Genomic DNA, 12771 nt, shown 5'->3' with positions numbered 1-12771 from the left:
CTCTGTGACCTGGGCGCGGGCTATCCGGGGAAGGGTGCGTCCGCCAGGCGCGGCGTGGGAAGGGCCGCCGTCGGCTTCCTGCCCAGCAGCAGGCCGGTCCTGGTGGCCTCGGCCATCACGGCGCGGACGTCGACACACCACGGCCCGTCGGGCTTCAATTCGACGAAAGCGCTCTCTCCCGGCTTGAGCACGAAGTGCGGCTGGCCGTCCAGCGCGATGGAGCCGCCGCCGGCGGCGAGATCGACGCGGACCCCGGCGTGCAGCACGCTCCAGCCGCGGACGCCCACCGCCCGGACGTCGCCGGGCGCGATCGGCGCCTGCACCACGTACGGCGTCTCGTCGACCGGCCCGAGCGAGACCGCGACACCGTCCACAGTGGACTTCGGGCTGGGACAGAGCCGCCCGGGGATGCTCGACAGCCCGACCCCGTCCGGAACCGCGAACGTGCAGTACAGCTCGGTCAGCGACGCGGGATCCCACCGGCTCTCCGAGCACACGCTGACGTCGGTCAGCGCGATCTCACGGCGGGCCTTCGTGACGACCTCGAGCACGGTGGCGCGGTTCGTGACCAGGTCCGTGTCCACCTGATGGGTGGCCACCAGCCCGGCGGCGAGCCCGGCGACGGTGGACTCGTCGGCGCCACCGGCGGGCAGCATCAGCAGCGGGACGTCACCACAGGCGGCCGCCGCGGCCCGCATCATGCTCTCGTTGCCGAGGCAGATGAGCACGCTCGCACCCGCGTCCACCATCCGGCGGACGGTGCCGATGATCTTGCCCGCGTCGGCCCACACCATCACGCGGCCGACGCCGGCCACCCTCAGTGCCGAACGCAGGCCCTGGATGTCACGCTCCGAAGCGGGGTTCGCCACGATCCCCGCAACCGCTTCGCCCACATGTCCTCCGCTGCCGCGCCAAGTCCCTACAAGGAAACGACGTCCGGGCCACGAAAGAAAGAGTTGCACGAGGTTGCATCACCAGGAAAGGGCGCGGGACTTTTGGTCAACCGGCCGCCTGCCCGTCAGGACACGGACGCCGAGCGGCACGAGCACCAGGCCGAGGGCCACCGCGGTGACGACGCTCAGGAACTCGCTTTCCTTGAGCACGCCCATCCAGAGGGTGCACGGCCAGAGGAACAGCAGCGCCCGCCCGGTGCCGAAGGTGCCGGCCCGGAACGCCCCGATGGCCAGCAGCAGGCCTCCGGCGTACTGGCCGACCGACGCGGTGACCGGGATCCGCCACAGGCCGTAGGACAGGTCGACGTAGTCGTCCATCACCAGCCTGGTCGCCTGCTCCAGCCCGAGCTTGTCGACGAGCTCGAAGGCCGTCAGGTCGACGCCTGCGAAGTAGACCCTCGCGAACAGGCCGAGCGCGAGGAGCAGGAAGCCCCAGCCCGCCAACGCCGGCGCCTTCTCCGCGACGATCTTCGCCAGCATCAGGAAGGCCGGCAGCAGGAGGACCGCGCCGAGCAGGAAGACCGAGTACGCGGCCGTCACCAGGCCGGGGTTCGCGGCGTACGCGGCCAGCTGCCCGGGGGCGGCGAAGGGCTGCTCGTCGAACCACGCGGCTTGCTCCGGCGTGAAGTCCTTGAGCACCAGATGTCGCAACAGCAGGCCCGCGAACCAGACGAGCGGGGCGAGAATCAGGGCCACTCCGCCGATCCATCGGCCGGTTTTACCGTTCATGACGGAATCGTCGCCGGGCCGGGCGGCGCGGGACAGCGCCCGAAAGTCAGGCGCGGGCCTCGACTTTCGTCAGGATCGGTCCCGGAAAAGCAGCAGGGCCGCCTCCCCGAGGGGATGACGGCCCTGCTTGGAAAACCTGGATCAGATCACGGTGACCGAGGTGGCCTGCGGACCCTTCGCGCCCTGCCCGATCTCGAACTCCACGCGGGCGTTCTCCTCGAGGGTACGGAAGCCGTTGCCCTTGATCTCGCTGTAGTGCACGAAGACGTCGCCGCCGCCGTTGTCGGGAGTGATGAAGCCGAACCCCTTCTCGGAGTTGAACCACTTCACAGTGCCCTGAGTCATAAAATCTCCATATGCAACACAAACAAACAGGAAGCCACGTCGGCAGCCCGGGTCATGACCAGACGGTTTGCTTCCCCGGAAACACGAGGAGACACTACGCCCGCTGAGTTCTGCGAGCGTGAACCAACACGAACACAAAAATCGAGACCTGGTGCAGTAAAGCACACCTCACGCAGGCCGACAAGCGCCATCACCCGGGTGTGCGCAGCCGCACTGTACCCCTCCGGCCGAAGAGGCGACCGGCCGGGCTATTCGCCGCTGGCGGCGCGCAGGGGTACCTCGGTGCCGAACGGCGAGCGGCGCAGCGCCTCCCGGTTCGTGGCCACGACGGCGATGTCGTGGGTCTCCGCGTCCGCGCTGAACAGCACCGGCACCACGCCGGAAACGGACTTGTCCTGTGGCTTCGCTTCGTCAGCCATGTTTTCTCCCAGTGTCAACACAACGCTCTACGTACGTACTGCGTGCCAACAACCACACCGGCCATTGCCCCGTCCATATCGGACTCTCGGTGATGCCGCGATTGTGCCACGGCCGACCGACAAAATCCGGTGTCCGCGACCGAAAGTCGGCCGAGTCGTCACCTCGTTCCCACCCTTTGGAGCAGGTGAAGGCGGCACCACAAGGGTTTCTGTGTATCCCCTGAGAAAAAGTACCGCCCGGTAGTCGGCGTGGCGGCCCCTACTGGCCGCCCTGCTGCGGCCTCGCGGCGCCCAGCAGGCTAGTCAGCCGGATGTCCGGGGTCACCACGTCCGGATCCGTGCGGATGTCGATCACACAAGGCCGTTGCCGCACCAGCGCGCTCGCGATGATCGGCTCCAGCTCTTCCCGGTCGTCCACGGTGTACCCGGCGGCGCCGAGCCCGCGCGCCCACGACGCGAAGTCGGTGATGGGGACGGTGACCCCCGACAGCCGGCCGTGTTTGCGCGCCTGGTGCACCGCGAGCGGGCCGTGCAGTCCGTTCTGGAACACCAGGACGGTCACCGGCACCCGGTAGCGGACGGCGGTCTCGATCTCCTGCCCGGTCATCAGCGCGCCGCCGTCGCCCGCCATCGCGATCACCGTCCGGCGTGGTTCGGCGAGTTTCGCCGCGACCGCCGCGGGCACCGCGTAGCCCATGGCCGCGTTGCTCGGCCCGAGCTGGCTGCGCGGCGCGGTGAAACACCAGTAGCGGTGCATGAACTGGGCGAAGTTGCCCGCGTCGCTGGTCACGATCGCGTCTTCGGGCGCGAGTTTGCGCACCGCGCGGATGACGTCGGCGGGGTGGACGCGGGTGGCGCCGCTGGTGTCGGGCGGCGTCATGAAGGTGTGCACCGCGGCGTTCGCGGCCGACGCGCGCCGCTGCCGGGGCGAGGCGACATTGCGCAGTTCACGCAGGAAGGGCTCGACCTCGGAGTCGACCCGGAAGGTCAGGCCGCCGCGGCGGGCGGGCTCGATCCCGGTGCCGACCAGCACCAGCGTCTGCGACGGCGTCGGGTAGCGAAAGGACTGAGTGGTGACCTCGTCGAGCTGCGTGCCCAGCGCGAGCACGAGATCCGCGCGCTCCAGCGCGTCGAGCTGCCGTGCGGGGATGCCGATGCCGAGGTGGCCGGCGTAGCGCGCGTGGTTCTCGGGGAAGGCGTCCTGGCGGCGGAACGCGTTGTACACCGGCAGCGCGAGCTCGTCGACGACGGCGATCAGCTCGTCGCGCGCCGCGCGGGCCCGGCCGCCGACGATCACCACCGGGTAGCGGGCCTCGTCGACCAGCTGCGCGACCGCCTCGGCGGTCCGGCCCAGCGCGCCGGTGGCGGGCGGGCGCACGGCGGCGACCGGTTTCGCCGAATCGAACGGGACACCCCAGAAATCGGCGGGGACGGCGACGACGGTGGGGCCCGGCCGCCCCTCGCGGCAGCGGGTCAGCGCCTCGACCAGCAGACCGGGCACCTCGTCGGGCGATTCCGCGCGGCCGGTCCACTTCGAGATCGGCTCGAACATCGCGGCCAGGTCCGCGGTGGGCAGCTCGCTCGTCGGGCCGGGATCCTGCGGCGGGTTCTCCAGGAGGACGACCATCGGGCTCTCGTCCTGGTACGCCGTGGAGACGCCGATCGCGAGGTTCGCCGCGTTCGGGCCGCGGCCGGCGAGCAGGACCGCGGGATGCTCGGTGAGCTTGCCTTCGGCCTCCGCCATGAAGGCCGCGCCGGAGTCGTGCCTCGCCGAGACGAAGGTGATCGAGCGCTCGCGTTGCAGCGCGTCGAGCAGATCCAGGAAGGACTCACCCACCACCGCGTACACGCGGTGGATCTGCGCCTCGGTCAGGATCCGCACGGCCGTCTGGGCGACGGACGCTCCCGGTTGGTATCTAATGAGAAGAGCTTAGGCGGGCGGTGATCGGTGCCGTCAAGCGATCTTCCGATTCCGGCAACCCCGGAGCGGCGGAATGTCCGATATTCGGAACGTGTTCGAGCAAGGGAGCACGAAAACGTGACCTCAGCCACCGCCGGACGTGAAACTGTTTTCACTTACGGGGCGCCTGCCTTGAAGTACGGCACCGGGTCGAGCGATGAGATCGGCTACGACCTCACCCAGTACGGCGCCCGCCGGGTGCTCGTTCTGACCGATCCGGGTGTCGCCGCGACGGGCTGGCCGCAACGGATCGCCGAAGGCATCGAAACCTATGGCATCGAAGCCGTCGTCTTCGACGGCGTGCACGTCGAGCCGACCGACGTCAGCATGCGGAAGGCCGTCGACTTCGCGCGTGGACAGGGCGAGTGGGACGCCTTCGTCGCCGTGGGTGGCGGGTCGGCCATCGACACCGCCAAAGCGGTGAACCTGTTGACCAGCAACGACGGCGACCTGATGGACTACGTCAACGCGCCGGTCGGCGGCGGCCGCGCCCCGAGCTCGCCGCTGAAACCGCTGGTCGCGGTGCCGACCACCACCGGGACAGGCTCGGAGAGCACCACGGTCTGCGTGCTGGACGTGTTGTCGCTGCGGGTGAAGAGCGGCATCAGCCATCTCCGGATGCGGCCGAGCCTCGCGGTGGTCGACCCGAGGCTGACGGTCTCGCAGCCGCCCGAGGTGACCGCCGCCAGCGGGATGGACATCCTTTGCCACGCCGCGGAAAGCTATACGGCCAAGCCGTACACCGAGTTCGACCGGAAGCGGCCGGAGGACCGGGTTCCTTACTGTGGCTCGAATCCGCTGGCCGACATGTTCGCCGAGCAGTCGCTGCGGCTGCTGTCGTGGGCCTTGCCCGCGGCCGTGCGCGACGGCTCGGACATGAAGGCGCGCGAGGCGATGGCGCTCGCGGCGACGTTCGCCGGGCTCGGTTTCGGCAACGCCGGGGTGCACATCCCGCACGCCAACGCGTATCCGATCGCCGGGCAGGTACGGGAATTCCATCCTCCGGGGTATCCGGGTGACGAAGCGATGGTGCCGCACGGGATGGCCGTCTCGCTGACGGCGCCGGCGGCGTTCCGGTTCACCTTCGACGCCGCGCCGGACCGGCACATCCGGGTGGCGCGGCTGCTCGCGCCGGATTACGAATGGCCGGGCGATCTGCGGGACCACCTGCCCGCGGTGCTCGGGCAGATCATGCGGGAGATCGGGATCCCCAACGGGATCGGCGCCGTCGGCTACACCGAGTCCGATGTGGACTCCCTGGTTTCCGGCACGGTGAAACAACAACGGCTGCTGGCGACGGCGCCGCGCGAGGCGTCCGAAGCGGACCTCGCGGTGATCCTGCGGGAGTCGGTGACGCTGTGGTGAACGCCGAGTATCCGCACTGGCAGACGGTTCCGTTGCGGTGGAAGGACAACGACGTCTACGGACACGTCAACAACGTCGTCCACTATTCGGTGATGGACACCGTCATCAACACCTGGCTGATCGAACGCGGCGGCCTCGACATCGAGACCGGCGCGGTCATCGGGTTGTGCGTGGAATCGCAGTGCAAATACCACGCTTCGGTGTCGTTCCCGGGAGAACTCGAAGTCGGCCTGCGGGTGGGCCACCTCGGCCGGTCCAGCGTCCGCTACGAGGTCGGGATGTATTCGAAGGAGACGGTGATCGCGGAGGGGCATTTCGTGCACGTCTTCGTCGATCGCGAATCCCGGCGCCCGGTTCCCGTCGAAGGTCTACTCAGGAGCGCGCTGGAAGAACTGCGCACTGGGCTGGGGTAGCCGCGGCGACCACGCGTGCATGAGCTGGGCGTAGCGCGTGGACCGGTCCATGAGTTCGAGGTGGGTGCCCAGGGCGGTCTCCTTGCCGTCCATCACCAGGACCCGGTCCGCGCGCAACGCCGACGTCAGCCGGTGCGCGATCACCACCAGCACCCCGCCCCGCTCGGCGAACGCCCGTTCCGCGCGGGCTTCGGCGGGCGGGTCGAGATGCGACGTCGCCTCGTCGAGGATGACGACGGTCGCTTCGCTCGCGTACACCCGCGCAAGCGCGATCAACTGCGCCTCACCGGCGGACAGCGTGCCGTGCCCGATCTCGCCGTCGAGCCCGCCCAGCCGCGTGACCAGCGGTTCCGCGCCGACGGCGCGCACCGCAGCCAGCAGTTCGCCGTCCATCGCGGTCTGCGCGAACAGGCCGACGTTGTCCCGCACGGTCCCCGCGAAGACGTACGCCTCCTGCGGGATCAGCGCGACCATCCGGTGCCGCAGGGCCGCCGGGACTTCGCGGACCGGCACGCCGCCGAGCAGCACCCGGCCGGCCTGCGGGGCGAGCATGCCGGTCAGCAGCCCGGCCAAGGTCGACTTGCCGATTCCGCTCGGCCCCACCACCGCGAGCCGCTCGCCGGGCCGCAGGTGCAGGTCGAGCCCGCGCACCACCGGTTGCGCGGCCGCGCCCCAGCTGAAGGTCAGGTCGCGCACGTAGATCGCGGTCCCGTCGGGTTCGGCCGTGCCGTCGGCCTCCGGCTCGGCCTCGGCGGTCTCGGCGAGCCGCCGCAGGGCGACGATCAGCCGCAGCACCACGGTCCTCGCCGTCGCGGCCAGCCCTCGCAACGCGGGCTGCATCGTCGTCGCCAGATAGACGAGCGCGCCGAGCGCGGCGCCGGCGGTGAGCACCCCGGCCTGGACCATGCCCGGCGCCACCAGCAACGCCAGGAGCAGCGGCACGAAACCGCCGGTCGCGATCACCACCGTGCGGGCCGCCCCGGACCGCGCCACCCGCACGGCCGCCTTGGCCTGCGTGTCGATGGCGTCGTAAAGCTCCAGCGCGGCAAGGGGTTCGGCACCGCACGCGACGATGTCACGCATACCGGACAACGACGCGCCCGCGACCTCGGCGGTCCGCTCGTCGGCCAGCGCGAGCGCGCGCTGACGCCGCGCCAGCGACGGGAGCAGGCAGGCGAACACGAGGACCGAGACCACCACCGGGATCGCCACGATCAACGCGAGCGAACCGGCGACGGTGAACAACCCGGCCAGCGCCGCCACCGTCGTCACGATCATCCCGCGCGCCTGCACCAGCAGCCCGGCCGTGGCGTCGCGTACCACCTCGACGTGCTGGGTGATGCGGGCGACGCCGCTGGCGTCCGGCTGATTCCGCGGTGGCGCCGGATCGTGCAGGACCCCGCGCACGACGGCGGTCACCAGTGCGTCGCGCAACGGCTCGACGACCTTGCCTAGCTGATGCCACACCAGCCGCGAACCGAACGCGCCGATCACGGCGACCAGCCCGAAGACCGCGAGCCAACGCAGTCCGGTGCCTGGCCGATCCGCGGCAAACCCCTCGTCAACCGCGAGTTCGACCAGGCGACCGGACAAGAACGCGGGGGCGCTCTCCAGTACGGAGCAGGCCAGCAGCACCAGACCGCCGCGCCACTGCCCGGCCAGCGCCGAGCGGTAGAGCCCCCAGACGCTCACTGCGCGCCCTCGGTGAAGACGGCCCGGTACGCCGGAGTCCGCCACAGTTCGTCATGGGTGCCGACCGCCCGGACGCGGCCGTCTTCCAGCCACACCACCGTGTCCGCGCGCGACGCGGTGGCCGCGCGATGCGTCACCACCACCCTGGTCCGGCCGGGCAGCGTGCGTTCGATCGCCTCCTCGACGGCGGCTTCGGTGACCGTGTCGAGGCTGGCGGTGGCGTCGTCGAGGATGAGCACCCGCGGCGCGTGCGCGATCGCGCGGGCCAGGCCGATCCGCTGCGCCTCCCCGCCGGAGAGCGGGGTTTCCCTGAGCGGCGTCCGGTAGCCGTCCGGCAACCGGACGATCAGGTCGTCGACCTGCGCGGACCGGCAGGCGGCGCGCACGGCGGCCTCACCGGCCCACGAGCCGTAGCCGACGGCGTCGCCGATCGTCGCGCCGAGCAGCGCTGGCCGTTCGAAGGCGAACCCGACCACCGCGCGGAGTTCGTACGGCCGCAGCTTCTCCAGCGGGCGGCCGTCGAGCGTCGCCGTCCCCTCGTCCGGGGTCAGCAGCCCGCCGAGGACGTTGACCAGCGCGGACTTCCCCGAACCGGACCGCCCGACGACCGCGGTGAACCGCCCGCCACGGACGAGCAGGTCGACGTCGCGCAACGCGCCTTCGACGGCGACGCCGCGCAGTTCGAGCGTGCCCCGCCCGGGGACGACGCCGAGGTCACCCGGTTCGGGGACCGGCGCCTCCAGCACCTCGGTAATCCGCCGCGCACACGACCGGGCGCGGGAAAGTGTGGTGAGCAAGGGAATCTGCGTGATCAAGCCCATGCCGAGCGCGACGTAGCCGAGCGCCGCGAGAACCTGGCCGACGGTCAGCCTGCCTTCCAGCACCCCGAAACCAGCGGCGCCGAGCACCGCGAGTTCGACCGCGGGCAGCAGCAGTCCGGAGCGCCACACCATCCGGGCCTGCGTGCGCCACATCCCGCGGCCGGCGAGGCTCAGTTTCGGCAACGGCCGCAGCACCCGGCCGGCTTCGCGGTCGGCGGTGCCGGACGCGGCGATCGTGCGGAGCCCGGCGACGGCGTCGACCATCCTCGCCGCGAGTTCGCCGGACACCTCTTGGTAGGTGAGGACGTCGTCGGCGGTGTTCTTCAGGTGGGTGCGCGCGAGCATCAGGCCGAACGGGATGCTGCCGAGGAAGACCAGCGCGAGCCGCCAGTCCATCAGCGCGAGCAGGACGACGGCCCCGCCGGAGATCAGGGTGGTCGACCCGAGCTGGACGACGACCGAGGCGACCAGTCCCGCGCCGGTGCAGTCGCCGGTGAGCCTGCTGATCGCGTCGCCGTCGGCGAAGGTCGATCGGGTGCCGAGCGCGAGGTAGCGGTCAGCGAGTTTCCTGCGCAGCCAGGCCGTGGCGGACGCGGTCATCCGCGCGGTGAGGATGCCGCCGATCAGGCCGACGGCGATCTCGGTGACGCCGAGGACGATCAGCCAGGTGACCTCGGGCAGGCTGGGCCGTCCGGCCACGACGGCGTCGACCGCCGCGGCGAGCGGGCCGGGCAGGAGCAGCCCCGCCGCCGTCCCGGCGAGCGCGCTGAGGATCAGCGCGATCAGGCGGGGGCGATCCAGCGCGGTCACCTTGACCAGCAACCGATCGGCGGAACCCGCCATCCCACTCCTCACACCGTGATCCCAACGAGATGAACCGGAAGGCAAAATGAAGGCGCGGGAGCGGCGCACTTGGCCTGTGCCGCTCCCGCGCCTTCAGTGCTCAGCCGTGACTCAGTGGCAGGTCAGCAGGCTGACGGTGCTGTTCGCGCAGGAGGCCAGCAGGCTGAGGTTGCTCGCGCCGCCGTGGCTGCCACCGCCGCCGCCTTCGAGAACCTCGGGGGCTTCCAGGGCCTGCAGGTCGAGAACCAGTTCCATGGTGTTCCCTTTCACTAGTTACCTCTTGGTCCGCCGTCCTCATCGGACGGCAGTTCGGGAGGACAGGAAAGGCAGCGCGGCCTTCCCGTCCAGGGTGGCGGCCAGGGCGAGCAGGACGCCCGCGCCGCCGGTGACGACGTCCATCGACAGCCGCAGCAGCTGGTTGCCGGGGAACGCCAGGCCGCCCTTGTACGGCACCGCGTACCAGGCCAGCCGGGAAAGATGCAGGTCGATGGCGTCGCGGACGCGCTGGTCCGGTTCGGCGCCCATGGCCAGCGCGGTCATCAGCCCGCCCCGCCCGAACAACAGCCCGGGGTGGATGACGAACTCGCCGCGGCACGCTTCACGCAGGCCGGGAAGGCTCTTCAACGCCTTCGCGTCCGGACGGTGCTTCGCGAGTTCCTCGGCGACCATGAGGATCCCGGCGCTGCCGACACCCGCGTAGGGCAACGTCCGGGTCTCGCCGTCGCGGACCTGCAGCGAGCCGTCGTCGGACTCGACGCATTCCTCGATGTCCCGCTCCAGCGCCTGGTCGGCGAAGGACAGCCAGCCCTCTTCGCGGGTGCGTTCGAACAGCCGCACGAACAGCAACGCCGGACCGGACCAGCCGTTGAGCAACCCGGCGCGGCCGAAGTCGCCGGGCGGGTCGGCGATCTCGAGCGCTTCCGCGAGCCGGACGGCGGTGGCGAGCGCCTGCCTGCCGAACTCGTTGTCCTTGCGGGCCACCGCGAAATGCAGCTGGGTGAGCCCGATACCGGACAGGCCGCCTTCAAGGCCGTGGTCGGTGGTCTGCTCGACCAGTGTCGCCGACGCCGCCAAGAGCTTGGTGGCCTCGTCCCGGTATCCGAGCTCTTCGAGGACGTACGCGATTCCGTACGAGCCGTCGTAGAACCCCGGCCGTCCGGGCGGATCGCGGCGGATCGAGTCCAGCAGCCAGCGTTCGTGCGCGGGATGCCGCTCGTCGCCGACGGTTTTCAGTGCGTGGAGGACGCCTGCCGCGCCGTAGCCGAAGCACGCTCCGCCGACGCGGAACTGCTCGATGTCACCGGGAAACAGCCGGTCGGTGCGCTCGGGGGTCGCGCTGGCGAGGATCGCCTCGGTGATCTGCTTGCGGACCAGCGCCCAGTCCGGTCGTTCCTGGTCCAGCTCGGTGGCGCTCGTGAGCGGCGGCAGATTCCGAGGGGCGAGCTCCGCGACGATCGAGTCGGCGTAGCCCTCCGGGACGTCGAAGCGCTGCTGGACGAAGTCCGCGAGCCCGCGCAGCTTCGCCGGGGCGAGCTCCAGGAGCGTCGTGAGCGGCAGGAAGATCCACAGCTTCAGGACGGCGAGCGCGTACTCGTCGACCTCGAACCCGTTCCGGTCCCTCGGGGCACGGAAGCCGGGCGCGCCGAGCGCGGGCCGGGTGCCGCTTTCGACGTCGGCCGCCATCTCGAAGTCGATCAGGGAGACGTTGTCGTCGTCCCCGTCCACCAGGATGTTCAACGAATGGAGGTCGCCGAAGACGATCCCGCGGCCGTGCACCTCGCCGACCATCGCCTCCACCCGCCGGACCAGCGCCAGCGCGCGTTCGGTGTACGCGGCGATGTCGGCCTCGGTGGTGTCGCGCCGGGTGAGCGGGTAGTTGCGGGCGAGCCAGTTGCCGAGCGAGACGCCGGGCATGTACTCCATCGCCAGGAAGTGGTGCTCCCAGACGGTGAAGCGGTCGTAGGCGGTGGGGATGCCGTCGATGCCCTTCAATCGCTCCAGCACCTCGTGCTCACGGCGGAGACGTTCGACGGCGTCGACCCCGTCGCGGTCCAGGCCGGCGAACGGCCTGGCCTCCTTGAGGACCACACGTTCGCCGTCGGACTTCCGGTCGGCGAGGTACACGCCGCCGCCGTTGGAGAAGTGCAGAGAACTTTTCACCTGATAGGGGAACTGATCCGCACCACCGCTCTTGCGAGCTGCGAGATGAGGCGCCAGGAACTCCGGAATCGTCACCCAGTCGGGGACGGAGAAGGTCGGTTCGCGCTTGTCGGGGACCAGCGTCCCGTCCGGTTTGCGTATCGCGAGGACCCGCTTGCCGTCGAGTTCGACCCATTGCTCGGCGAATCCGCCGTAGCGGACGTAGAGCGGCCCGGCACCATACCGAAGATCACTGAGAATGTATGCCCCGGGTTCGCCGTCGAGCTTCGCCGACAACGCGACGAGAACACGCTCGAGCTCGTTGTTGTCAGCCGGATAAAGAGTCAGTAACTTACCGCTTCCGTCACGCGGCGCGTATTTGGAATTCCTGGCCAGCAGGGTGGTCCGTGAACGCAGATGCTTGTAGGACACGGCGTGCTCGACACAATGCTCGTGCACCTTCACGAGCACTCGCTCGGCGTTGCCCAGACCTGCCGACACGTGGATTTTCCAGCCCTGCAAGGGAAGGTTTCGAGCAACAGGGTGCAACAACCGCCACACTCCGCGCACTCCGGTGCGCCAGCCGTCCCCGGGAGCGGGCAGCAGGGAGGCGAAATCGTCGGCGGCGTCCCCGGTTTCCCGCTGTTCGTCGAAGAACAGTGGATCGGCGAAGCAATACGCTTCGTACCGGACGTCCATCGAGCGCCCCCTCCTTGGCACCAATCGGATGGGCCATGTGCACCATCGCGATGCAGAATATTCCACCTGCCGGACCCCGAACGGCCAATCCGCCATATCGGGGGTTCGGATGGGCTGTTCAGGGACGTGAATTCGAAAACTACCGAATGGTAGGGGTACCCAGCGTGAGATCAACTCGGATTCCAACCACCCGGTCGGTGTGTAACAAGAACGCACCGGCGCCGTAATCCCAGGTCGAGGCGCCGAACGCAATAACGCGCCATGGAATTGGCAGTGCGCCAATCGACCGCGTTTCGTGATCTATTCACCCGAGGTCTGGACCACTGCCCGGCCCGTGGCGCCCGCCACGCGGCCCACCGGTCGCCCGTCGGCGGTGATCCGCCCGGAGGTACG

General features: G+C 70.0%; 11 protein-coding genes. 2 read left to right on the top strand and 9 right to left on the bottom strand.

Annotated features, from left to right (window positions below; genetic code table 11):
- Positions 1–20: 20 nt before the first annotated feature.
- The 5 genes from DMC61_RS04020 to DMC61_RS04005 all read right to left on the bottom strand — a co-directional run bounded on the left by DMC61_RS04020 (position 21) and on the right by DMC61_RS04005 (position 4367).
- Entirely contained in the window at positions 21–893 is an 873-nt protein-coding gene (locus tag DMC61_RS04020) for an ATP-NAD kinase (RefSeq protein WP_125686861.1), read from the bottom strand.
- Between the two features lie 78 nt (positions 894–971).
- A complete protein-coding gene (locus DMC61_RS04015; RefSeq protein WP_125686859.1) occupies positions 972–1682 on the bottom strand; it encodes a hypothetical protein in 711 nt (236 codons plus the stop codon).
- Between the two features lie 141 nt (positions 1683–1823).
- A complete protein-coding gene (locus DMC61_RS04010) occupies positions 1824–2027 on the bottom strand; it encodes a cold-shock protein (RefSeq protein WP_005163378.1) in 204 nt (67 codons plus the stop codon).
- Between the two features lie 248 nt (positions 2028–2275).
- A complete protein-coding gene (locus DMC61_RS41340) occupies positions 2276–2446 on the bottom strand; it encodes a hypothetical protein (RefSeq protein ID WP_170064563.1) in 171 nt (56 codons plus the stop codon).
- Between the two features lie 259 nt (positions 2447–2705).
- Positions 2706–4367: a thiamine pyrophosphate-dependent enzyme gene (locus DMC61_RS04005; protein ID WP_255431473.1), complete on the bottom strand. Its 1662-nt coding sequence runs from the start codon at positions 4365–4367 to the stop codon at positions 2706–2708.
- Between the two features lie 171 nt (positions 4368–4538).
- Here DMC61_RS04005 and DMC61_RS04000 point away from each other — a divergent pair, with 171 nt between their 5' ends.
- Positions 4539–5771, top strand: coding sequence for a hydroxyacid-oxoacid transhydrogenase (locus DMC61_RS04000; protein WP_063275109.1), 1233 nt, complete (start codon positions 4539–4541; stop codon positions 5769–5771).
- A complete protein-coding gene (locus DMC61_RS03995) occupies positions 5765–6184 on the top strand; it encodes a thioesterase family protein (RefSeq protein WP_016330831.1) in 420 nt (139 codons plus the stop codon). Before DMC61_RS04000 ends, DMC61_RS03995 begins: the two co-directional genes overlap by 7 nt.
- Here DMC61_RS03995 and DMC61_RS03990 read toward each other — a convergent pair.
- The 4 genes from DMC61_RS03990 to lanKC all read right to left on the bottom strand — a co-directional run bounded on the left by DMC61_RS03990 (position 6140) and on the right by lanKC (position 12378).
- The gene (locus DMC61_RS03990; RefSeq protein WP_125686855.1) at positions 6140–7876 is read right to left on the bottom strand and encodes an ABC transporter ATP-binding protein; all 1737 of its coding nucleotides are present in this window, start codon (positions 7874–7876) and stop codon (positions 6140–6142) included. The genes DMC61_RS03995 and DMC61_RS03990 overlap by 45 nt on opposite strands.
- Positions 7873–9540: an ABC transporter ATP-binding protein gene (locus tag DMC61_RS03985; protein WP_125686853.1), complete on the bottom strand. Its 1668-nt coding sequence runs from the start codon at positions 9538–9540 to the stop codon at positions 7873–7875. Before DMC61_RS03985 ends, DMC61_RS03990 begins: the two co-directional genes overlap by 4 nt.
- A 111-nt stretch (positions 9541–9651) precedes the next feature.
- On the bottom strand, positions 9652–9795 hold the full coding sequence (locus DMC61_RS03980; RefSeq protein ID WP_123798255.1) for a SapB/AmfS family lanthipeptide: 144 nt from the start codon (positions 9793–9795) through the stop codon (positions 9652–9654).
- Positions 9796–9834: 39 nt separating this feature from the next.
- On the bottom strand, positions 9835–12378 hold the full coding sequence (gene lanKC, locus DMC61_RS03975) for a class III lanthionine synthetase LanKC (RefSeq protein ID WP_125686851.1): 2544 nt from the start codon (positions 12376–12378) through the stop codon (positions 9835–9837).
- Between the last annotated feature and the right edge of the window lie 393 nt (positions 12379–12771).

The sequence above is a fragment of the Amycolatopsis sp. WAC 04169 genome (assembly GCF_003947535.1).
Taxonomy (GTDB): domain Bacteria; phylum Actinomycetota; class Actinomycetes; order Mycobacteriales; family Pseudonocardiaceae; genus Amycolatopsis; species Amycolatopsis keratiniphila.
Note: the sequence above shows the minus strand (reverse complement) of the source record. Positions and strands in the feature narration are given on the sequence as shown.